Below are 23750 nucleotides of genomic sequence, written 5' to 3'. Positions count from 1 at the left end.
ATTACAATGAAAGACCTGAAGCCCCTGAACAAAATAACAACCTCCCGGTTTGCCATCATTGAACGACTCTTATACTGGGAAGGAGAGGTCAACGCCACGCGCCTTGCTCCATTGTTTGGCATTACTCTTGGCAACGCCACACATATTGTAGCTAAATACCGTGAGCGACACCCAGAAGCACTCATTTACAACCGCAGCGTAAAAGCATTCGAGACTGGGCCTACATTCGAACTGCATTACGCTAGCCCTCGTTGGCAAGAATATGAAGCGTTCCTCCTCAACAACCAAAATACTTATCAAGACAATGTATGGGCTGTTGATGCTGCAACATTTGCTCGCGCCCACCTCGCAACACCTGATCATGCGATCATGCAGATACTCGCAAAGGCCATTCGGCACTCCTTGAGCGTGTCTGTGAAATATTATTCAATGAAGAATCCTGAGGGGATTGAGCGTATTATCCATCCTCGCGCTGTTGCATATAGCGGTTTACGGTGGCATTGTCGAGCTTATGATGAGCTAAATCAGCAATTTCGTGACTTTAACCTTGGTAGGTTTACCATAGGAAAAATAATTGGTAAGTCAATAGTACGTTCAGAAGATGAACTATGGGACCGTTACATCAAATTGGAGATCGGTCCGCACCCAGATCTGGAACCAGCACAGCAACGGCTTGTTATGATGGATAAACCGCACCCTGAGCAATTTACGATCACAACTCGTGCGGCTATGGCAAACTACCTGTTAGATTATTACCAAATAGCACATCATCCCTGCCAGCACCTACCACATGTTCGCCCTTTAATATTGCTGAATTTCGACAGAGTAAAAGATTACTTGTTCTAAATTATATCGTTAGCATAGCGAAGTTAGGGTTTGAATATGAGTTTGATGGTAAAGTTTGCGGTTACACACGGATTTTTTGATGACTACACTGCCTTTAGCAACGCTCACTTTCAAAATTACCAATATAGAGGTAGTGTATGATTGATAGTAATAAAGAAGTTGAGCTAACGGAAGGTTACGAAACTCGATGGCTATTTACGCCTGATGAAAAATGTGATGGGAAATTTCTTAACGGGAAGAAGTGCACTAGGAATGCAAAAGTTTATTCTACAGTTGGAAACTTCTGCAACTCACATCTCCCTGAAAATATTAGATTACTAGTAGAGGAAAGAATAGAGCGTAAAGAACACGAAATCGATTTATGGCAGTCTTCAGTGCAGAACAAGATTATATCTTTCTATCAAGAACTGTCGCTTTATAGAAAGGTGCCTCCACCAGAAGAAGCTGCTTGCCTCTTATTATCAGAACTACAGGGAGGGCAGTGTTTTATGTGTTGGGCGACAGGCAATATATTTAAATCAAATGACCACTTGGTGAAAGATCACTGCCATTCAACAGGTATGGTTAGGGCTTTATTATGCCGCAGTTGTAATGTTCTAGAAGGTAAATCTACGGATAAGATGTGGCGTACATATAGAAAATTTGCCCCAGCTAATGGGTGGTATTGTAGATACTTCGGGTATGGTCAGCAATGGAATGAATGTGATAGTGACCCTTTGCACACCAGAGCTACAATGAAAGATTTAGGTTTTGCAGAGGGCTCTTTTCGCGAATATTATCGAAATAAGACTTTGCTAGAAAAATACCGCAAGGCAGCTTCAAATTTGCCCCAGACTAATATAACTATTGAATGTCAGCAACGATTCGATTTAGTGGGAAGATCTATCCCATTAAACTTGAATAAGAAAAGCTAGCTACATTAATGTGTTAACACATTAATGTAGCTAGCTCATATCTAATTCGTGTTAGGACTTTTGCCCTAAACCTGTGGGCATTTTCTATTGACCACTACATATCGATTCCTGATCGTCCGAATAGTATCACCAAGAATGAGTTTATCTTCAGGAAAATCTAAAACTACATTGATAATGTCTGCCATAGCTTGATTGCTGAATCTAAATCCGATAGGTAGCTGATTTAGTTCATCAAATTGGGCATCAAACGCAAGAACAAAATCTTTATGGTCTGATGCTCTTCCATCTAGTACCGCATCAGGGATTTCAACATGTTGTGGTATTGGTTGAAGCTCTTCAAACTCACCAATGGCTTCTACGACATCAGCCCGTGAAGGCCAGTATTTAAGATCATATTGGTACGCAAGACTTTCAAGCTCATCTTTAACGTAAGCCCCGAAAAGATAGTTATGCTCTCCGCCTTGCACCAACGAATCGACTGCTGTTTGATAATCATGCCGGCGAAAACCAGATAACTCATACAATTCACTCTGGCGTCTTAGCATATCGGCCAGACGACATGAAAGCTCCGAGATATCTTCTTGTAATTTGAGTAGCTCACGCCTATTGGTTCTAGCTTGGATAAACTCTTCCTTCGCAAAATCTTCGCTCATCCAGATATGTTCCAATGTCAACCAAACAGCTTCAGCATTCGGCCTTTCTGATTCGCAAATGATTGCTAGTTTGTCAGCGTAACCAAACCGATTAATTAGCTCGTTGTAAACCCTTTCAAGGTTTGATGCCTGGTCAATCATCCGTTGCATAAGTGACCAGCGGTTCATCCAAAGCTTATTCTCTCGGTTATCTTCAAGTTCCCTTTCTATAAAAGCTACGCAAAAATCCGTTGGTGAGTTTGTAGGTAATTTCGTCACGATAAGCACCTTTAGTTTCTGTATTTTCGTACTAAGTTATCACTTAGTAAAACGAGTTACCGTGTCTCAATACTTTTATTTATTGGCCTTCAGACACGCACACCATCAGTCATTGAAATGGACAATTTCGAGTTACAGCTTTAGATCTTATGCTCAGTTATCAAATTAAAAATAGTAATGTATAAAATATAAACTGATAGCTATTTGTCAGCACATCTGCTGACACTATCTACTCGGAATCAACCAATAACCCATCAATAATTTGCATATCAATATGTTTGATTATGCCATATACCAAATTCAATAAGGCTCTTTACATCGTCTTGAGAAATTGCTACCACAGAACCATCCGTCTTCTTACCGTTCCTATGCACAATGTCATGCCTCTTTAACACAGAAGGGCGCAAATCGGATAGCTTGTCTTCTGGGAAGTTGCAAAGAAGAACGTCATTGTATAAGTCTTTAATCGTATCGACATTGTGAAATGAAATCTTATCAATCTCATCGTTTAGCGTTTTATCAAGCGTATCTAAAAACTTAAAGACATCCTTTCGGGCAATCTTATCCTTAAATGATTGATATGATTCAACAAACCTACGTTTGATTGCACTGCGATTTAGAACATGGCATTTCATGGTATCAGACAAGTATGCTTCCATTGCAGTAATTACACTCGCGAACACCATCCTTTGTAGCACTTTATTTTCCGAGGAGGCGTTAAGGGTTGATAGCTCATCTAATGACAGTTTTAAATGCTCATGAAACTGTGTCTCACCAGCTTGAACTTGCGCAATGTCATTGAAATCATCAACCCAACCACCATTTATTAAATCAGTAATAACAAGCTCACACGCATCATCATCATTACTTATTTCCAGTAGCGCTACAGCATATGTTTCAACATACCTACATGGAAACGTTGCGCCAGCAAAACCTTGATTATCGCCGTAGACTCCCGATAAAGAAGAAAGCATAAACGATAGTAAAGGCTCATTTTCTATACGCACCTTTTGGTCGTATATACCTTGTTCCAGATTATCCTTATCCTTTGATAACACTAATGGCAGTGCAAGCAACCAGTCTTTGAACTCATGTACTTGGATAACTTCCAGCTCCGAAGTGATCTCTTCGATCATAACAACGTGAAATTGCTCTGGTTTCTTTTTCTGATTTTCACGATGCCATTGAAGAGACTCCTTCATCTCTTCAATCTAGAGCATTCGGGTATCGTTAAAGTCTCTTTCGGCAGAACGAAGGTCATGTCCAGCAAGTTTCAAGCGTCGGCGTAGCGTCCTTACATCAACTCGATAGCCAATGAAACTTTTCGAATCGTCTTCCTCTGTTATCTCTCTCACTCGGTCTTGCTTCGAAAAATACCACTCATCATAAGTATTCTTCCACGAGAGCAACTCATGATTTTTAATATTAAGACCTGCGTAGCTTCTCACCTTGATCTCCTTACGATTTACATTGCTACCTTAATCTGTACTGCTTCTTTCTCGTAATCAGCAGATTTAACGACACGGAATCTATGCTCGCGTTCCATGGTTGCCAGTGGGTCCACTTGTTTAATTATCAATCTCCTCTTCGTGATTTTATACGATTCATCAGAGATATAAGGTAGGTTGATATCGCTATACTCAAATGAATCTTCACCTTCATTTAACTGAGGCGGATTACACAAGTAAGTTTTGAGATTATCTTTTAACTCATTTATATTGCCATATAGCTCATACCATGCAATATCCTTAAACTCTCCCTTTTCTGTAGGAACAGACATAATTCTAATCTTCGGTGATTCAAAGTAATATTTCAGGATTTTCTCATCTACTACTGGAACCCCGTTAAATTTATGCCCGACTAAGATCTGACTACTATTCACTATACATTGAGTAAATTTGTACTCTTTCGCTGTATCAAACTCCCATCCGAGCCTGTCGAATATTTGTGCAAGATTTTCTTTCAAAAACTCCGTTTTACGTACCACTTGATTACTAGCATGAGACAGAATTTGAGTAGTACGATATTTGGATATTGGTGAATCAGTCGTCACGATTGATTTTGACTCACCAACAATAACCAAATCACCAATACGGACTAGCAAGTCAAACTCTTCTTCTCCAGACTCAAGTTTGATTCTCTTCCCAACTGCTTCGTCAAAATCTTCGATCAAAGGATTCATTTTAAGTTGTTCATTGAGCAACTCAACTACCGTTTTTTCATATGTATAGCCCTTATCTTCAAGATTTATCTCAAATGAAGAAAACCAGTGTTCAACGAGTCGATTCAATGACGGTGAAGCTAACGCACTTACCAAAATTGCATATTCATTCCTGCATGTTTTGATCAATGGTTCACACCACAAATCACTAGTTTGTAGTGATGTAGCCGTTAAGAAATCCAATATCCTTGATACTTTCTCAGCCCCAATATTGGTTGCTTTTTTCAAAGCCAAACGTAACGATTGCGATGAAACAGTTGGGCAGAACTCCAATAATCGGTTTAAATTAAGAGCAGTATCATCTTCTGGAAATTTCTCATAGAGACTATTTGCCATAAGCATTAAACATCTCATAACTTCAAGCGCTTCGTAAATACTAAAACCCTTTCCATGATCTTTAGTCAACCAGTCATTCGGAAAGTACTTTTGAATGTCAAATACTTGTAGCTGCCATTGAGTATTCCATGTAATCAGCTTATCTCCAGCATCACGTACAGCAACAGCAAAGGCTACTCGCTTCTTATTTTGACGCTTAACCTTCACGAACTTATCATTTATGAATAACTTTTGTAGTTCAGGGCTAGTTGCAATGAGTGATTTTTGGCTACTTAGTCGATTCTTGCGGACAGCACTAGCTTCGAAGTGAACCTCAAAAGGAGTAAATGGCTGCTTAACACAAAAATACTTCAATTCTTTATTGAGATCTTCAATGTCATAATCAGACCAGATGATGCATTGCCATAAGTGTTCATAGGACGAATATAAATTAGACAACCAAGACTCCCGCTGGATAAAGTCCATTATATCTAACGCATTCTCGGACGAGGTTATTCTTTGATTCTTATCAATGTTTCTCTGACACTCTCGAATAGCGAGTTGCCAGCCATCGACAGCACCATGGACAATCTCTTGTAAACTCAGTGGATTCTCAGCAATGCCAGATTCGATCATTACTCCTTGAGTTGTAGTGGGTGGCTTTTGTACTGCTCGTTTAAATGCAACAGCTAACTCTCTATTAGAAATAGCCACATACGCTAACATCAACTTTTCATAAGTCGTTTTAGGTGCATGGTTATAAAGTTCAACAAGTTTGGAACGCACCTCGCCAAGTAAGCTATCGATCATAAGACCAGCTTCATATACCCTTTTATCGCGAGCTGTAGCCTGAACCTTGACTTTATCCCACTCGCGATTCCATTTTTTCAAATGGAACTCTCTTCGAGTAGGAGGGGCAAGCTCGTCTTTGGTTATCTTCTCGACAAAAACGTTTTTAATTTCTTCACTCATGAGGTCTAATATCCTTAACTTTCGTACGCCTTATGATATCAGCCACTTGCATACAAATAAATCAGTGACATACGTGAGTTTTGAGCTATTGGTTGCTGATAAACAATAGATACAGTAACTGATTTTGCCAGATACATGGAACGGATAATTCTTGGCAGCTTGTGCCAATTAAGCAGTTTGGGTTACAACGCACAAAGCTGGCTTATGTATGAATAACCACCGAGTTAGTCGATACTTCGTGTCATAATTAAAATTTTGGTAAACTTGGACTTTCACTTGTACATTGCAAATTATTCGAAGCACGTAACGGAGCATTAATGAGTTATGCTAATGGTCCGCTTCTGACACTAAACGGACTTTGAAAAGAACACTAAAATGCGTCATTTTTTGTATCCTTTCACTTCACTTTTATGCCAAGTTAGACTTCAATCATAAAGCTAAGCTATTGAAGTAATCAGGTCGATTTATGCAAACTTAGACTACAAACTCCAGGTTTGTTGTTTCTCAGTCTTAAAATCTCTCAATCTTATTCCAAAGCGATATTTTTTAAACGCGCACAAAACTTTTCTGGCTCTCTGTCATTTGCATTTTTCATATAAATCAGCACTCTCCAAAACATCGCTATTAGCTGACTCATATCTGATTGGCTACTCCAGATTAGGACGCTTACCCACAATGTTCGGATCAATGAATTACTGATTTTGCTTTAAATTAACGCTAATTCACGGGGCGAGTTTAGCTAGAAAAAATGACAGCAGGGTATGCATTGACAGATAGACTTATTTTCAGGGGAGTCATTAAGGCGCAATTCTCATGCATCAGAAGTGCGCCTTATCATAGGTTAATTGGTTAGCTAGTTGCTAACCATGACAGGCGTGTCGGTTAATAACACTCTACCGCAACGGTATTCCAGGTATTTGGGCTACCATCAACGTATTTGTTGCAAATGCCTTTGGCAAACAGGTTTTCCAGGTGGTAGCCAAAGCTGGTGAAGTGGACCAGGTTGCCGAAGAAGGGGAACTGGCCATAGAATTGTAGCTCGGCGAGCATGTCGTCGAGGTTGTAATTCGTTTGCTCTGCAATAAAGCTCTGATCAATGGCTTGCAGGTTGATGATGGTTGGATCCGGGAAGCCAGGAACGACGACATGCAGGTATTCTTCATCATATTTACCATCGTAAAACTTCACTGTTTTCATCATTTCTGTTGGCGACAGCTGAGTCATGGCTAGTCTGAAGTCAGTGACTTCAAACACTTCGCGCGTCAGGTTTCGGTTCACGTAAATTTTGCCGGGTAAGACATCGTGTAGTGCACGCATCACAGCTTGTTCGTCGTCGGTAACGGCTTGTGCCAGCGCATAGTCAGGGAATCTGGCATTGGTAAAGCGCTCATAAGATTCTTTGACCATACCCATAAAGAATGCAACCGTTTGCTGGCGGGCGATGATGTGTGCCTGTTCTTCAGTAACCGTTCTGGACATCAACAATGCGGCTTTTTTACCTGCATAGAAGCTCACCAGATTCTGGGTGATTGAATACACCGCAGCATTCGATGAGTTTTTAGGGTTACCACCCTGATGAATGCGAGTGCCATCGGCATAGTCAAAAATAGTACTCAGGTCAAAGCGACCGTTTTCTTCATTTTCACGCGCTTGTGCATTCCATTGAAACAGATCATGAGAAGCGAGGCCCATTACACCGATATCGACAACCCGGATTGGCTTTTTAGCCAGGGCCGGCAGGGAGAACAGCAACAGCAGCAGTACAGAGAGTATTTTCATGGTTATATTTTCCTTAAATGCAAATGAGAGTGATTATACTAATTGTTTTCGTCGTGTGGATCAACGCAAGTGTTTATGTAAAGTCTGGTTGAACTTTGGTTGTTGATTGATACAAGAGCGGGCTGTTAAGTGTGATTGTTTTTTTGAAGCGTTTGCAGGCAGAGATTATTCTTAACGCATAAGTGTGTACTCACTCTCTTTTTCACTTTCATTTATTGGGTTGTCAGGCTTGCTGTTGACCTCACTTGCTTTTAAATACTCCATTTCAAAAAATACCTTTTGACGAAGTGCCGAATATTCACAGTGCCAATTGAAGCGTGTGAACGAGTTCAGGTGTCATTGGTAAGTCTTAAATCAGCAATGTATATCTCAAAAAACCTTCATCAGAATAGCGGGTTAGTGCAATGGAAGCGTCACTTTTAGTCACTAAGGTGTGCAGCGAAATTTTTTACTCATCCGGGTTACTTATGCTGTGGGCCTGTCTGGGTAATGCCTTAATAAAGACAAAAATAACAACGAACTACCGGAGAATAAGATGAAAGTTAAGCACCTGATGCTTTGTGCATTGATGTTGTTGAGTACACACAGTATGGCCGATTCACTCAAAGTTATGGCCTACAATATTATGCAACTCAATGTACAAGACTGGGACCAGCAAAACCGGGCAGAACGTTTGCCCAGTGTGCTGGCATCGTTGAGTGACCGCCCGGATGTGATCCTGATAAGCGAGGCCTTTAACAATGATGCAGAGCAGGCGCTGGCTGCATTGTCTGCGATTTACCCCTACCAGACACCTAACGTCGGGCTGGATTGTAGCGGCAGTGGCTGGGATGGTTTAACGGGGAACTGTTCAAACAGCCCGTTTGTGATCCGAGGCGGTGTGGTGATCTTGTCTAAGTATCCAATCCTCAAGCAAAAAGCACACGTGTTTAAAAACAGCCTGAACGGCAGCTGGGATTATCTGGCAAACAAAGGGTTTGCCTACGTAGAGATAGAAAAAGACAATCAACGTTATCACCTGATAGGCACGCACTTGCAGGCAACTCACGACGGCGACACCGCTCAGGAGCACCGCGTGCGTATGGGCCAGCTAAACGAAATTCAGTCATTTATTGAGGCAGAAAACATCCCTGCCAGCGAGCCTGTTATCATCGGTGGTGATATGAACGTGGAGTGGAGCAAACAGCAGGAAGTCGCGGATATGCTTGCAACAGCGCATGCGCAATTAAACTTTCAGACGCCAGAGGTAGGGTCATTCCCGGCAAAACACAACTGGTTCACCAAGGCTAATGCATATTACTTTGACTACAGCCTGGATTACAACGATACGCTGGATTACGTTTTCTGGCATAGTGACCACAAACAACCCAGCAATGCGCCAAGCATGACGGTACGTTATCCAAAAGCACAACAAAACTGGTACTGGAGCTACCTGCGCGGCAACTGGAACCTAAGCAGCGGTCGCTACTACCATAACGGCTACTTTAACGAGCTATCTGATCACTACCCGGTACAAGTTAACTTTGAGTTTTAATGCATGTTAGAAACTGCCTTACTCAACGTTTTGCTGAGTAAGGCAGGCCAAGCAAAGCAGACTACGCTTTAGTGCCTCGTTGTAAGCGAACCAAACAAATAACTCCTTCATCCCGGGCTCTCCTCAAATACAAGCCAGTTGTATCCATAAAACGCAAAACTGACAGCCTCAACCGTCATCTCAGTCACGTATGAGTTATAAACCTCGCGTTTTTTTCTTATATAGACGAGCCGTATAATCAAGTCCGTCATCCCGGACACTTGCGAGCCGGGAACTGTACAAAGACTGCACAGTTATATTCGCCAAAAGCATAACTAACAGCCCCAATCGTCATCCCGGGTGCTTACGAGTCGGAAACTGCATAAAGGCTGCACTGTTGTATCCTGCAAAATGCAAGACTACCAAACCCAACCGTCATCCCGGACGCTTGCGAGCCGGGAGCTGCACAAAGATTGCACAGTTATATTCGCCAAAAGCAAAACTAACAGCCCCAACCGTCATCCCGGACGCTTGCGAGCCTGGATCTACACAAAGACTGCACAGTTGTATCCGGCAAAATGCAAGACTACCAAACCCAACCGTCATCCCGGACGCTTGCGAGCCGGGATCTACACAAAAGCTGCACAGTTGTATCCGCCAATTTGCAGACTATCAACTCTGCCGTCACCTAGGACGCTTGCGAGCCGGAATAAACTCAACCAGGTCACTATTCCTAAATGGTAAAGAGTACCTCAATCTCAGTTGCTGATTATTTATACAGGTATAAGTAAATGTGGTCAGTTCCCAGATCAAATTTCTCGCTTTCTCCGTGTTTGAGAGGCTCGTTTAAGTGAAACACAGGTTTAAGTTTAATAGATTCAGAAGGTTAGTGGTTTTGCATAACGGGGCCTCAAGTCTCGCTATAAACAAGGCTCGGTATCAACAAAGCCATTTTGGCTTGAGCAACTAGTACAATGGTGGTAGGTTATTGTTCTTATTAGGAATAAAGTGATTTGTACGGTTTTATGAGCTGGATTTAACCGGTATCCACGCGGATACACTGTTGTGTGTAAAGGGAAACGATGGAAAAATAAAACAAGCGCTAAGGATAAATTCAAGGATTAGGATTTCACTTCCATTTTTTTCTTATGAAATCAGTGCTGATGACCTACTAAATAGTAAATCGGTTGATGAAAGGATATCTCAATTAGAAAAAGTAAGAACAGACCTTATGGATGCTGTTGTTGCTGTTGAATCTCTTCAAACGGAAGCAGAAAAATCAAAAATTGATGTTCAAAAGTTAAATGAGCAATTAGAAAAATTAAAAGAAGATAAAGAGACAACAGAAAATTTATTGAAAGTGCCAGAGGAATCCTTTGCGCGCGTATTAGACAAAGCGTCTAGCAAAGCACAATGGCGCGGTTTAATTTTTGGTTTTCTTTTAGGCATAGTCGCGAGTTTGGCGGCAACTGCTATTTTGGAATTTGTACAAGAGCCAACGGATACACATAACAATGGCACTCAAGCGGAAACAAAATAGTTGGCTGGTTTCGCTTCGCTCACAGTTTAGCCAACTATTTGTTCCGCTTGGTGCGGATGTTACATGGCTTTGAAGAAATAATGACTAAGATAGCACTCATAGCAATTATATTTGGTGCATGTGGATGTTACTTTTTGCACTTCCACACTGAAACCGGATGCAGTGTCAGAAACGGAAAATGGGCTTCAGCTCAGGCGAGCTGCATAACTCGTGCATGCTATGAGTCATCTGAATGCGGTACGTGGGCTAACCCAATCCAGTGGTGTGAAAACCTTGAATCTGGGGCTTCAATCTCAGAGGTATACTTTCAACTAGGGCAACCGAAGGAAGTGCGTGGCACTACCTATTTTTGGTCAGCCTCTAAAGGCGGTATCAGTGATATCATTGCTACCATCAAAAATGATAAATTGGAGGAACTTGTTTGTGACGCCATGTAACAATCCCCGGCAGCAACGTTCGCTTCGCTCACTGGATCTCCTTACGTCGGCTGCTGCTGGGTGTCGTTAGCTGTTTTATGAATAAAGCACTGTATTTGAGTATTGTTTTCTTACTACCAATCATATTTTATCCGCTCGGGTTAAATTACCTTCAAGATATTTGGATTTGGTATTACGTCCCATTTGGGGCTGTTTATGCGATTTATGTTTGGTTTAAGCCCACAGAGAATATTACAAAGTATATTGTGGCAACACCGCTAGTGTTTTTATTGGTTTTGTTTCCAGGTATTTTGGTCCCTTATGGTTTTAATAGTGGTGTTGGTGCTGCATTTGAATTCTTACCTGTAATGCTTATTGTTGCTATACCTATAGGTTTTATAACTGGTTTACTATATGTGGTCTTAGCTTTGTTAATTTTAAAAGGCTTCGTTAAATTTGGTTATGGCTTCCAAAAAAGCTAACAAACGCATGGACTAATAAAGCTTGGCTTGGTTCGTGCCTCACCAATTATAGCCAAGCTTTATTAGCCCGTTATGTGAGGCGCTGGGGGATCCCCTCATAATTGAGCTCTCCGAGCTGATGAATCAAGCGTATGTATTCGCGTATAGCCCAGTATAACTGTTCTCCTGTCATAGCATAATCGTTTCGTCACCTAACCTACTTACCAAGTCTGACAGTAAACAACACAGCACGATTTCTGGTTGTATATACTTTGAACTTTCGTTGCCAAGCAGTCGGCCCATACGTTTAATGTTGTATTTTACAGCGACAGAGCCTGTTATATTTCGACCCAGCTCAGTAAGAGAAAGTTGATAGCTATCGAGCAAAGTTTCGGTTGCCAGCATTAATGAGTCAAGGCACCGCGCATGAATTTGGGGCAGTTTTTTCTGAGCATATCGTGTAGGATAGTGGTATCACACATGGTGTTGTTATCTATTTGGTTTTTGGCGAAATAAATTAGATCAAACAATGCTGTGCGTGTCCATCACATTGATTTTAATTATGATTATCTGGGGGCTTCAGACTGAGGCGTTATACATATTGGGAGTATTTGTATTTTTATTCGTGGAATTAAAAGTCAGTTAAACCTTAAACCACACTTTTATGCTGAGTCTGCAAAGGTAGGTGGTGTTGGTTGTTTACTTGGTGGCAGTCTTGCATTCTATCTTATTTTTGTTATTAGTTCGTATTTTGGCATAGAAAGTGACGTACCGATGAGGCAATATGGGCAAACGGTTATAGTTGCACTTCTTGTGGGTTTTTTAATCACATTGCTCGTTTGCCTTTACGTAATTTGTGCACTTACAGCATTACTTTACTATGGAATTAAATACAATAAAGGCTATATAACGAAGTCAGAGCTTAAAGACATTGCATTTAAGAGCTTATATCCACAACGCTGGCAAAAAGGATTGTGAAAATATGTATAAAAAGTGCTTCAACCATGGACAAAAAAACAGCAGGCTTGTGCTCCTTCGTCGCTAATTTTAGCCTGCTATTTTGTGCCGTTTACGGCAAGCGTTAGGTGAAAACTAGAATGAGAGTATTGATCGTAATTTTATTTTTGTCACTAAGCTCTACAGCGGTGGCTGAGACTATTCCGTGCTGGAAAAACCCTGACACAATACCTGGAACAAAACAGATTGCGGTGTTAAAGACGCACCTTTTACCCATAAACTTAGAAACTCCCGAGCAGGATCTTAAGGAAAGAGTATCTCACGAAGATTATCGCTTCATAGCGATCGGCAGCTTTGGCATCGACTATCCTGGCCTCAATAATAAAGAGCTGCTGTGCACTTATGGGTTCCGCTACATCACCGGTACTTCAGATGCGTTGGAAAGCAAGGAGCATGGAAGTCTTATTCAGGCCTTTAAGGGCTATGCAGTAAAGTACAACACCAAATTGGAGGGCATGCTAAGTGGCAAGTAAAGCACCTAATACCAATTTCACTTAATACCTGTTCAATTTGACGGAGCAAATATGACACTAACTGTGTTAAAAATTTCTCATTTAGAACAACTAAATAGCAAAATTTTTGCCTTGTTATCGTACATATTTTCTCGCCTCAAAATAGAACACTTAATTAAGCAAGTTGGTATAACAAAGTCAGCCAGAGGGACCAAAAAACCGCCGCTTCGCTCTGGTTTTTCGGGCCCAGCTGGCGACGTTAGGTTTCAGAACCCATGCGAATAAAGCGTCTCAATCATTATGCAGATTTAGTATGTCGAATGTTCGTCGGCTGGCGCATGGGTGATGATCTAGAAGTAATGTCTGACTTACCAGGTGGAACCATTACAGTTAATCTTCTAACTGGTCAGTCACATCACTCAATAAATGGCAATCTGAATCTTCATATTGGCGAAGAAATTCAAGCCTGGCTTCAGCAGCAAAGTGCTAAAGAGGGTATCGATATATCCAAGGTTAATAGCGCCATTCTAGAAGTTGATATAGACACTAGCAAAGTGGCTACCAATAAGAAGAAGTTCGTACTATTTCACTTCGCCTGCCGAAGCAACATCAGGACAAGTGACGCCACATATGCAGCAAACGTTATTGAAGCTCAACAGTGGCATACAAGGCTAGCAACCTAACAAACGCCTTAAGGTAATCGGACACTTAAAGGTTGGTTTGTGCGCGTGCCTCTCAAAGTTTAACCAACCTTTATTTAGCCGGTTAGGCGGGGGCTGGAGGAGCCCCTCATAATTGAGGCTTCCCGAGTTGACGTATCAAGCGCACGTATTCACGTATAGCCCAGCGCAGTTGATTCCCCGTCATAACATAATCGCTTCGTCGCCTAACCTCTTTGCCAAGCCTAACAGTCGACAGCACAGCACGCTCTCTGATTGTATTTGCCTGGAACTTTCGTTGCCAATTTGAGTGTTGGGCAGTTTGATGCCTGCCTGTTTTTGATGAGCGCCTGTCAGTACGGCCTTTTTGTTTGGCTATATATAAATGAAGATGGCAGCTAATTGGGTTTTTTCGGCTAAGCTTTACCTCTCCAATATAACGTCCACGGGGATTGGCTTATGGATAAAGTGCCTGATTTACAGGCCAATGTTGCCAAGCAGTCGGTCCATACGTTTAATGTTGTGCTTGGCAGCGACAGGTCACTTCATATCTCGACTCAGCTCTGTAAGTGGGTGTAGATTGCAATCGAGCAAAGTTTCGGTTGTTAGCATTAATGATTCAAGGCACCTAGCATGAATTTGAGAACAGTTTTTTCTGAGTATATCGTGTAGGATTGTGGTATCACGCATGGTGTTTTTACCCATTTAGTTTTTGGCGAAAAAAATTAGATCAAACAATGCAGTGCGTGTCCATGACATTGATTTTAAATATGATTATCTAGGGATTTCTCAAAGGCGGGTGTTGTAAGCACTAATGAACTCTGAACAATATAAAAGTATTTGCGAACAACCAAACGTTTTTCGCTTACAAGACTTGAAAGAAACCCTAGATGTTTTGCGCAAAGCAAGTATGTCTGAGGCTGCTTTAATTGCAGAAGCAATTTTGAATAAAAAAGTTGAGAAACCACCTTTGCATCAAGGTAACTATCTAACAGACTTTATTGCTTTAGAATTATCATTTGATGAAATTGATGCAGTAGTAGATACAGTTTTTGATGCTGAAGCTAGTTCCATTCAAGGTAATGGTGAGCCTACTTCAAAAACGGAAATCTATGTCCACTTGGTAAACTTGTGGTCAAATTATCGTGAGAGTGTAGCGTAAAGTGCTTATATCAAGCGTTCCATGGTGGGGAAAAAAGCTTGGTTTACGCTCATTCTCCACTAATCCTAGCCAAGTATTTTCGCACCTCTTATCATGCCGTTAGTAATCTGTAAGGAGGTAGGATGAACATCGCTAACACATTAAACGTCACCGTGTTAGCAAGCTGCCAATCCAAACGTCTGAAATTGTGCTTGGCTGCGACAGGTCACTTCATATCTCGACTCAGCTCTGCAAGTGAAAGTTGATTGCTATCGAGCAAAGTCTCAGTTGTTAGCATTAATGAGTCAAGGCACCGAGCATGAATTTGGAGGCAGTTTTTTCTGAGCATATCGTGTAGGATAGTGATATCACTCATGGTGTTGTTATCTATTTGGTTTTTGGCGTAACAAATTAGATTAAACAATGCTGTACGTGTCCATCACATTGATTCTAAAGGTGATTGCTTGGGGATTCCTCAGATTAAGGCGTTAGGTGCCAAAGGGATTTTAATATTGAGAATTTTTAAATACTTTACCGTAGTAGTATTGCTTATTGGAATTGTTTGTATATATCTGTTCATGCGGCCGATTTGGGTTCCTATGTATCAAAAAGTAGTTGGGAAACAGACTGTTTCAGATGTAGTAAGTAAATACGAAAGTGAAACGAATAACAGACTTATGCCTTTTTTCCAAAAAGCAGGTGTTCAATACCCACCTTCACAAGTCACTTTGCTAGCAATTAAAGACACTAAACAACTGGAATTGTGGGTAACGTACGAAAATAAACAAGTCTATATTCGATCATATCCAATTCTGGCTGCAAGTGGAGTTCTTGGCCCCAAACTGAAAGAAGGCGACAAACAAGTTCCAGAAGGTATCTACAGCTTGGAGTATATGAACCCAAATAGCGCTTTCCATTTATCAATGAAATTAAACTATCCCAATCAATTTGACTTAAAAAATGCTCAAATGGAGGGAAGGACTGAACCAGGTACGAATATATTCATTCATGGGAAAGCGGTTTCTATAGGCTGCTTGGCTATGGGGGATGAAGTTATAGAAGAGTTGTTTATCTTAACTACTTTAGTAGGTAAAAACTCTGTCTCTGTTGCAATTGCACCTTCAGATCCCAGAAAAGATGATATTCTAAAGTTAGCGTCAGGTAAGCCAGAATGGGTAAAGGAACTGTACATTGATCTTTCAAACTATTTTGGGAAGTTTCAGTATGGCATATAGCAAAGTGCTTAAGTCGATCCCTGCATTTACTGGGACGCAAACACGTGGCGGCTTCGCCATTTATGCCCCCTAACTTAGCGTTGAAATTTAGTGATGAAATTTAGAATTTTAACGTTAATTTTTGTCTTATTAGCATCGACTAAATTGATTGGTTGTTCTGGAGAAACACGTATTACTTCGCCAGATGAAAATCGTGAGGCCTCCGTTCGGAGTGACTCAGGAATATTAGTTCTTTCAATACTGGATGCAGGTGGTGAAAATTTATATACGGTTAATACTGGGGCTAGTGATTTCCAACATTGGTCTATCGAGTGGTTAAATAATTCAGAATTACTATTAAGAAGTAGCGATATAGGGCCAGTACTTTTCGTAAATCAACCCGATGGTTCATGGGAAAAAGTAAACCCATTGAAAAAATTATCCCCTGATGGGCTAGAAGTTATTTACACATATTGGAACAACTACAAAGAAAAAACACTGAGTCTCAATATCTTGGAAGCTCATGGCGATGCAGAGGCGGCTTTTATTGTTAAGCAAAAAATTGAAACTCAGATCGTAGTCTTGGATTTAGTAAATTGCGCACAGTGGCAAGGAAATAATAATTTTGTCATTAAGGCAGGTAAAGGTGAGCGTATATTTACAAAAGATCAGGATGGCACTTGGGTCGAGAAAATGGCTAACAACAAGTTGCTTAAAAAGACGCCTTTAGTTTAGCGTTTTCTGACAACATGTGGTTATAAAATTACATTGGTGTATACATTTAATCTAGCGCAGTTGCCTTCCTTCATAACATAATCGCTTGAACCTAACCTTTTTGCCAAGCCTGACAGTCGACAAAGCGACACCAACTAATATGGTTGTGTGGACGTATGGTTGTGTGGACACCCAGTGTTGCTTACTCGCGCACATCGGCCCAGTCGGCCTGCAAGGTCGGTTTGGGATTAGCACCACATATCACTGTATGGAAGTGGTAAATAGCAAGTCGGTCGTTATACATGGCGATGCTGCCAAGCTGCTAAACCAAACGCCTGAAATTGTGCTTCACTGCGATAGGGTTCTTCATATTTCGACCCAGCTCAGTAAGTGTGAGTTGGTTGCTATTGAGCAAAGTCTCAGTTGTTAGCATTAATGAGTCAAGGCGCCGGGCATGAATTTGGAGGCAGTTTTTTCTGAGCATATCGTGTAGGATAGTGATATCACTCATGGTGTTGTTATCTATTTGGTTTTTGGAGAAATAAATTAGATAAAACAATGCAGTACGTATCCATCACATTGATTCTAAAGATGATTACCTGGGGATTACTTAAATTTGGGCGTTAACTGTCATTTGGATATACCGCTAGGCACTGCTAACTCAAAGCTGTACGAGAAGAACGGACTGACTCACTACAAAATCAGCCCCATCTTCGGCATGCAAATCAACTTCTTCCTTGATGCGCCTGTAAATAAGCTTCGGATAGAAAACGGCAACATCATTTATGACTCAGGGTTTTACAAGCTCAAACTTGAGTTCATAGAGCAAGAACATGCAATATATAAACTTCGTATCAAACCAGTCTACTTCTGGGTTTTGCCTTTTGGCATTACATTTTGCGAAATATCAAAACCAAACAAAGAAGCTCTGTTTTCAGCAATAGTAAACAGTTAACAAGCCAGTTAAGTCTGACCCAGTATGTGCCGCTGGGTTGGCACAAGGGCGCCATCGAGTGTAGTGGCGCTAATTGGGCAGCCTATTAAGGCGTTACATTGCGAGGTAAAGTATGCAGAAAGCATCACGATTCATGCCCCAGTATGAGCCTAAAAAGGTAAGTAAATTACTGATAATTACTTTTTTCGTAATAGCGGTGGCAATCCTTATTTATCAGCCTTTGTACTTGCTAGTGATTGCAGGGGCCGGTTTATTGGTAACGGCCTGGGGCGCAATAAATCAGCCTAAAGTTGAAGGATATTATCAAAATTTAGGTAACGAGCGTATTGGTTTATCTATCTGTGAATTTGCTAGGGAGTTTGATCCAAAGGTTGTAGATACCTGGATTATTCGAGCAGTTTATGAACAGCTTCAAGCTGCACTTCCAACTAAGGAAAATGTTCCTATAAAGGCCTCCGATAGTCTGTTCGATACGTTGATGCTTGACGAATATGATCTCGAACTAGATTTAGCCGAAGAAATTGCGCAAAGAACTAACCGAAGTCTTGAGGGCTACGAAAGTAATCCTTATTACGGGAAGGTAACAACGGCACGGAATTTGGTGCTGTTTTTTAATCATCAGGCTCGAGTCAGTGCAACGTAACAAGTTGGTCAAGCTTGGTTCCGCCCGGCTGCTTACCAAAGCATTATGTTTAAGAGGTATGTAATGACCAAAGAGATTTCCGGAGTGTTTTATAATGACCCTAAAATGCCGTCAAAGGATCTCGCACAGGTTGATATCCTTAGTAAAAGAGAGTGCATTGAGAAGTGGAACGAATATGTTAGTGCAGTCAGTCGCCATTTCATGCAAATGAATTGTGATGAGTGGCCAGCCAAGATCGTTGCCGCGAAAACGTGTTGGTATCATTGGCAAGAAAGTTGGAATAACGATAATTTCTTGTAGTTTAGCAATCACTTGGAAAGTGTTGGCATTCCAGAACACAGCCCTCTCTTTGTGTTTTGGATGAAAGAAATAGGTATCAGAACTAGTTGGGGAGTTTTCAGAAGAAATTGGGGAAATTTTCTATATGAAGACGAAGGCTGTATTTTGGTTCTTGCTCAAAGAGAAGAATCCTTAGTATTGAGTAACGGCGCTGCTTGGTTAGGGAAACGTGGTGAGCCTAAAACATTGTAGTCGTATACACCGTGCGGTTATTCTTTATGCAGGCGAGCCGCATAATCAGTCCGTCATCCCGGGCGCTTGCGAGCCGGGATCTACCTTAGCACCACTCAGTTTTGTTTCGTGATAGCCACAATTAATCTGGCTGTGTAAGTGTTGCCTGGCAAAAGAATATATCGGTGAGGCGACTCTGCCAATACAATATGCAAGGGGGGAGTAAGTCATGCTATGTCGAAACCACAACATCTTGCCAAATAGGAAAATAGTGGGTCTAATAATACGCATAAATCACGTTGTTCGGGATGGAATGAGTCACGTTGTAACGGTTTAAGTCACAAACGGTTCAAAACAGAAGTTACTCATCAAAAGCAAATTCCCACAGCATAAACCACACCAGCCGGATACGGCGCGCAGGGAATGGCCCAGTTCAACAAGCGCTTATGCGTACTGCGTACGCATGAATACTAAATAGTTATGCTCACAAAGCATTCCTCAATAACGGATTTACCAATGAAAAAAATACTACATTTATCAATCATGGCCTTAGTTTCTCTACCTGCATTAGCTGCTAGAACAGATTGTCCCGCAGCCAAAGTTCTTAATATTCAAATTGAAGGACAGAAAGTAATGTATCAACAAGAAGGAGCCAGTTGGAGAACTCTAGGGTTTCTTAATAAAGATGACGGTACGAAAGAAAGGTATAGTGCATTACTCACGGCGCAAGCAACCGGAAAAAAAGTTGTGATAGGTTATTCCGTTGATAATTATGATTGTTCAGCCGCTAATTATATGACAGAAGCTCATATGATCAGGATCTATAATCAATAAGTAAATATAAAAAATTGCTTAATCGGACATAAAAAAGTTGGCTATTTCACCTTCTTCAATATTGTAGTCAAACTATTTTAAGCCGCTCAACAAAGCTCTGGGGGGATCCCCTCATAATTGAGGCCTCCAGAGCCGATATATCAAGCACACGTATTCGCGCATAGCCCAGTATAATTGTACTCCCGTCATAACATAATTTTTTCGTCACCTAACCTCTTTACCAAATCTGACAGTAGACAGCAACGCACGAGCCCTGATTGTATATACTTGGAACTTTCTTCGCCAATTTAAGTGCTGAGCATACATGGCGAGCCACCAGTAAATAATCGTTGCAACTCAACTGTAAAACACCGCGCGAGTAATAACTGAATGTCGAGCCGGTTTGGGCATTGACTTTTACTATGTCTCAGGCACTGTCCGTTTGTGGGCTGTTTTTCTGGGCATATTTCATGTAGAGTGGGGTATCACATATGGTGTTGTTATCTGGTTTATTTTTTGCTGTATCAGTTTGACTAAACAAGTCCGTTTGTTCATCATGTTAACTTGAAAAACAAGTACCCGGCGGCTTGAGGTTGCGGTGGTAAATGCCTAGGGAGAGATATGCGATATATACTGTTTTTGGCGTTTGTTTTATCCCTAAACGCCTACTCTAAGTCCATGTTAATTCCATCTGTACATAGCTTGAAGCTAGGGCAGGCAGAAATTCTTCCATTCAGCATTAATTGTATAAATGAGTGCTTTTTCTCTTTTCACCTTGTTGTGAGTAAATTTGATATGGATAGTAGCGCTGAGTCCGGGGCTATGTACCGACTTTGGAATAAGGAAAAAACGGCCGGAATATTGCTCGGCTTAGCTGTAAATAAAAAATCAAAAACGCCTGAAATGACTGTCCAATATTTTGGAGAGGGTAGTACAAATAAAAAAGTTGTAATGGGTGGCTCTAAAATTGAGGAGTGGGAAGGTTTTAAAGTATCCTGGAACGAATCAATATTTAATATCACTAATATGAGAGTGAAAAAATATAAGGGTTACAGTCAGCTAAAGGAAAGTGGCATTTCTCATAAAGGCAAGCTATTTTTTAAGCCGCACTCGGTGGAGTACCTTTTTCTTGGGGTTGACTTAAAGCACTATTTGGATATTGGTGAGCAAAATATCAATGAAGACTGGCGCTACAGTGTAAGCGGCAATTAACAAAATTTAGTCGGGTTCGTAACAGTTGGTTAGTTCCACTTCGTTTGGCATTAAAGCCAGCTGTTACTGAACATTTACGCCGACGTTCGATACCACAAAAATGGATATTTTGGAGTCCACATGAAAAAAAATAGAATTACAATATTATTCCTGTTATTGGTCTTAGGTGGTTGTGCGTCCTATACCACTCCGGGTGGTGGTGTGCAGCTTAGCAATTTGGCAGACGCAGACATCAATGAGTTAATGTCAAAAGAACCGGCGGCTTCTTTTCCTGCGAGACTATCAGTGGCACGAGTCCAGGCGCCCGGATATCAATCATACAAATTAAATAGCTTTGGTCATGGTCGATATAGCGTGGTTACAACACGTGAAGTGGAGTCCGAAGATGATTTCAGAAAGCTTTCCGAGCTTCCTCAAATTCAAGGCATTGCCCCGTTAAACAGAATTTTACTGCCAACAAACCTGGATTCAATCAAATCACTCCGCGAAGCTTCAGCGCGCTTAAAAACGGACATTCTGCTTATATATACCTTTGATACTTCCTTTCATGCAGGCGAGCAAAAATTTGCTCCGTTAAACGTCATTTCACTTGGCTTTCTTAAGAACAAAGAAGTTTCGGTTACAACCACGGTATCAGCTGCATTTTTTGATGTACGTACAGAGTATTTATTCGGTTTGTCTGAAGCAACAGCACGAGAGAGTAAAAACGCAAGCATTTGGGGCACATCTGATGCTGTAGATGATATGCGAGTCACAACAGAAAAAGCGGCTTTTCAAAAACTGCTGCCAGAAATTGAGAAAACCTGGGCAGGTATAGTGCAACAATATGCGAGTAAAGGCGTCTAACACGTGCGGTCAACATTGATGCACGCATTATGCGCTATGAATAAGTTATTTGCTTTTGCTCTTTTACTACTTGCGCACTCAACCGTTTGGGCGCAGTGTTCTTCTTCACAACAGGCAGCAGCGCTTGAATTAGATGTGAAACATATTCCCGCCGGCACTGCAGCTGGGGGGAATCACGAGCATATCGTGTAGGAGGATAGCACACGCATGGGGTGTTATCTGGCTAGTTTTGGCTACATAAACTAGATTAAATAAGGCTGTATGTATCTAACATATAGACTATAAATACAAATTTCTGAGGGATTCCTCAAAGCAGAGCGTTAATCGCAAATCAAGGAGAGGTTATGAAAAAGCTTTTTTTAGTTTTTGTAGCACTATGTCTATTTGGCTGCTCGAGCATTCCGATCTCGACCATGCTTAAATATCGCAACTTTGACGAACAGAGTTTTACTGCGTTAAACCCTTCGCAAATACGCTCGAAAGTTAAGGTATCCAAACCTTTTACCTTAAACATGGAAAAAATGAATCTAAGTCTCAGTTTAGAGAATGAAAAAGGGGTTAGTCATTTTACGTTTCCACTCATTCTCGAAAAACAGGATAGGATAGATGCGCAAGAAGGCTTCTTTTCATCTGAACCTGCAAAAACTGAATACACATTCAGGCTGTCAGAGCTCGCAGTCAACAATTTCCTGAAAACGCAAAATTTATTGTCACAAGAAGTACAACAAAAAATTTCTTTCTCTATCGGTGCTGGCTTCAACGAAGAACCACAAGAAAGGCAAACTGTTCATATTTCAATTTCGCTTCAACTCGATGATAAGGAAGGGTATTTTACACTCATTGATGAAGCCGAGGTCGAACTTGGACAGGACGGCTGACAAGGGCTCAAAAGGATGCAAAACGCTTGGCTTTCATTCTAGGGTAGTTAATTTTAGCCAGACACCTATACACCCAGTAGTAATGCGTTTGGAGCTATGAATAATCCGTTAATTACACTGTTACTTGGGACTTTGACATCCCCAGGAGTGGCTGAAAACGTGCTGTGGCGTGCCGATAACGGTGCTCAAGCTCATTGTATCAAAGATAAAGACACTGTTTGCTTTGTTGCGATTAATGGAACTACCACCCAAGTGCGTGAAATTGAAAGTAAGAATACTGGTAAGCTGGGCATTACACCTAAAGCGCATTACGAGAAAGTCGTTACGTTTCCATCAAAATGGATAAGCTCTACTAATCAAGGCGACCTGATTGAGTTCACAACACTGGCTTGGTTAAAGAGTGAAAGGTATACAGTCAGAGGCGTGGTTTTCGTTGATAATAATGGCAAATATACACATCAATAATAGCGCACCTCACATACCAATTTAGTACTTGCCTGGTCGGTGTTGCTGGAATGACATAGGGCTGTTGAGTAACGGTAGGACTCTTCATATTTAGCCCCGGCTTGGTAAGCCAAACTGATAGGTATCGAGCAAAGTTTCGGTTGCCAGTATTAATGTATTGAGAGGTCAGGCATGAATTTTCTGGTTTTAATGAATCTTTTAGTCTCAGTTAGCTTGCATGCAAGCACATTCAAACTGGTCGGAGAGACTAGCGGCTCAATGAGTCTGATTTTAGAACAATTGGGTAACCCCACTGAACGTGGAGAGTTTACCGCGCCAAACTTTCAAATTAGAGGGATTGTCC

General features: G+C 41.2%; 21 protein-coding genes and 4 pseudogenes. 18 read left to right on the top strand and 7 right to left on the bottom strand.

Going from position 1 to position 23750, the window contains the following annotated elements; all coding sequences use genetic code 11:
- Positions 1-6 precede the first annotated feature (6 nt).
- A complete protein-coding gene (locus ACXAH1_RS06080) occupies positions 7-846 on the top strand; it encodes a BrxR family helix-turn-helix transcriptional regulator (RefSeq protein ID WP_475194812.1) in 840 nt (279 codons plus the stop codon).
- Positions 847-983: 137 nt separating this feature from the next.
- Positions 984-1760, top strand: coding sequence for an endonuclease domain-containing protein (locus ACXAH1_RS06075; protein ID WP_475194809.1), 777 nt, complete (start codon positions 984-986; stop codon positions 1758-1760).
- A gap of 65 nt (positions 1761-1825) precedes the next feature.
- Here ACXAH1_RS06075 and ACXAH1_RS06070 read toward each other — a convergent pair whose 3' ends face one another.
- The 5 genes and pseudogenes from ACXAH1_RS06070 to ACXAH1_RS06050 all read right to left on the bottom strand — a co-directional run bounded on the left by ACXAH1_RS06070 (position 1826) and on the right by ACXAH1_RS06050 (position 7958).
- Positions 1826-2671 carry a hypothetical protein gene (locus ACXAH1_RS06070; RefSeq protein ID WP_475194807.1) on the bottom strand — a complete coding sequence of 282 codons (846 nt, stop codon included), beginning with the start codon at positions 2669-2671 and terminating at the stop codon, positions 1826-1828.
- 269 nt (positions 2672-2940) lie between these two features.
- Entirely contained in the window at positions 2941-3357 is a 417-nt protein-coding gene (locus ACXAH1_RS06065) for a HEPN domain-containing protein (protein ID WP_475195125.1), read from the bottom strand.
- A 147-nt stretch (positions 3358-3504) separates the two neighbouring features.
- Positions 3505-4119 (bottom strand): annotated as a pseudogene (locus ACXAH1_RS06060) (HEPN/Toprim-associated domain-containing protein); the annotation flags it as partial.
- Positions 4120-4136: 17 nt separating this feature from the next.
- The gene (locus ACXAH1_RS06055) at positions 4137-6179 is read right to left on the bottom strand and encodes a hypothetical protein (protein ID WP_475194802.1); all 2043 of its coding nucleotides are present in this window, start codon (positions 6177-6179) and stop codon (positions 4137-4139) included.
- 882 nt (positions 6180-7061) lie between these two features.
- Positions 7062-7958: a hypothetical protein gene (locus ACXAH1_RS06050; protein ID WP_475194799.1), complete on the bottom strand. Its 897-nt coding sequence runs from the start codon at positions 7956-7958 to the stop codon at positions 7062-7064.
- Positions 7959-8493: 535 nt separating this feature from the next.
- On the opposite strand from ACXAH1_RS06050, the gene ACXAH1_RS06045 reads away from it, so the two are divergent.
- From ACXAH1_RS06045 to ACXAH1_RS06035, 3 genes are all read left to right on the top strand, one after another.
- Positions 8494-9492, top strand: coding sequence for a sphingomyelin phosphodiesterase (locus ACXAH1_RS06045; RefSeq protein ID WP_475194794.1), 999 nt, complete (start codon positions 8494-8496; stop codon positions 9490-9492).
- 1042 nt (positions 9493-10534) lie between these two features.
- On the top strand, positions 10535-11011 hold the full coding sequence (locus ACXAH1_RS06040; protein ID WP_475194792.1) for a hypothetical protein: 477 nt from the start codon (positions 10535-10537) through the stop codon (positions 11009-11011).
- A gap of 514 nt (positions 11012-11525) precedes the next feature.
- Complete coding sequence (locus ACXAH1_RS06035; RefSeq protein WP_475194791.1) at positions 11526-11909, top strand: hypothetical protein; 384 nt, start codon at positions 11526-11528, stop codon at positions 11907-11909.
- A gap of 261 nt (positions 11910-12170) precedes the next feature.
- On the opposite strand, the pseudogene ACXAH1_RS06030 reads toward ACXAH1_RS06035, so the two are convergent.
- Positions 12171-12370 (bottom strand): annotated as a pseudogene (locus tag ACXAH1_RS06030) (IS4 family transposase); the annotation flags it as partial.
- 615 nt (positions 12371-12985) lie between these two features.
- Between ACXAH1_RS06030 and ACXAH1_RS06025 the strand changes: the two are divergent.
- Complete coding sequence (locus tag ACXAH1_RS06025) at positions 12986-13378, top strand: hypothetical protein (RefSeq protein WP_475194788.1); 393 nt, start codon at positions 12986-12988, stop codon at positions 13376-13378.
- A gap of 254 nt (positions 13379-13632) precedes the next feature.
- Positions 13633-14040, top strand: coding sequence for a hypothetical protein (locus tag ACXAH1_RS06020; protein ID WP_475194786.1), 408 nt, complete (start codon positions 13633-13635; stop codon positions 14038-14040).
- A 106-nt stretch (positions 14041-14146) separates the two neighbouring features.
- Here the strand turns inward: ACXAH1_RS06020 and ACXAH1_RS06015 are convergent.
- A pseudogene (locus ACXAH1_RS06015) lies at positions 14147-14706 on the bottom strand (hypothetical protein).
- A 124-nt stretch (positions 14707-14830) separates the two neighbouring features.
- Between ACXAH1_RS06015 and ACXAH1_RS06010 the strand changes: the two are divergent.
- From ACXAH1_RS06010 to ACXAH1_RS05960, 11 genes and pseudogenes are all read left to right on the top strand, one after another.
- Complete coding sequence (locus ACXAH1_RS06010; protein ID WP_475194784.1) at positions 14831-15178, top strand: hypothetical protein; 348 nt, start codon at positions 14831-14833, stop codon at positions 15176-15178.
- Between the two features lie 443 nt (positions 15179-15621).
- Positions 15622-16392, top strand: a complete 771-nt coding sequence (locus ACXAH1_RS06005) for a L,D-transpeptidase family protein (protein ID WP_475194781.1) — start codon at positions 15622-15624, stop codon at positions 16390-16392.
- Positions 16393-16485: 93 nt separating this feature from the next.
- The gene (locus tag ACXAH1_RS06000; RefSeq protein WP_475194778.1) at positions 16486-17106 is read left to right on the top strand and encodes a hypothetical protein; all 621 of its coding nucleotides are present in this window, start codon (positions 16486-16488) and stop codon (positions 17104-17106) included.
- 613 nt (positions 17107-17719) lie between these two features.
- Complete coding sequence (locus tag ACXAH1_RS05995; protein WP_475194776.1) at positions 17720-18040, top strand: hypothetical protein; 321 nt, start codon at positions 17720-17722, stop codon at positions 18038-18040.
- A 112-nt stretch (positions 18041-18152) separates the two neighbouring features.
- The gene (locus tag ACXAH1_RS05990) at positions 18153-18683 is read left to right on the top strand and encodes a hypothetical protein (RefSeq protein ID WP_475194774.1); all 531 of its coding nucleotides are present in this window, start codon (positions 18153-18155) and stop codon (positions 18681-18683) included.
- 45 nt (positions 18684-18728) lie between these two features.
- Positions 18729-19214 (top strand): annotated as a pseudogene (locus ACXAH1_RS05985) (DUF2947 family protein).
- Positions 19215-19709: 495 nt separating this feature from the next.
- Positions 19710-20027: a hypothetical protein gene (locus ACXAH1_RS05980; protein WP_253111266.1), complete on the top strand. Its 318-nt coding sequence runs from the start codon at positions 19710-19712 to the stop codon at positions 20025-20027.
- Positions 20028-20627: 600 nt separating this feature from the next.
- Entirely contained in the window at positions 20628-21218 is a 591-nt protein-coding gene (locus ACXAH1_RS05975; protein WP_475194771.1) for a hypothetical protein, read from the top strand.
- A gap of 120 nt (positions 21219-21338) precedes the next feature.
- Positions 21339-22064 (top strand): hypothetical protein, encoded by a 726-nt coding sequence (locus ACXAH1_RS05970; RefSeq protein ID WP_475194769.1) that lies wholly within the window; start codon positions 21339-21341, stop codon positions 22062-22064.
- A gap of 344 nt (positions 22065-22408) precedes the next feature.
- Positions 22409-22942 (top strand): hypothetical protein, encoded by a 534-nt coding sequence (locus ACXAH1_RS05965; RefSeq protein ID WP_475194767.1) that lies wholly within the window; start codon positions 22409-22411, stop codon positions 22940-22942.
- 96 nt (positions 22943-23038) lie between these two features.
- The gene (locus ACXAH1_RS05960) at positions 23039-23407 is read left to right on the top strand and encodes a hypothetical protein (protein ID WP_475194764.1); all 369 of its coding nucleotides are present in this window, start codon (positions 23039-23041) and stop codon (positions 23405-23407) included.
- The last annotated feature ends 343 nt before the right edge of the window (positions 23408-23750 follow it).

It is taken from the genome of Pseudoalteromonas sp. AWH4_217 (assembly GCF_056161105.1).
Note: the sequence above shows the minus strand (reverse complement) of the source record. Positions and strands in the feature narration are given on the sequence as shown.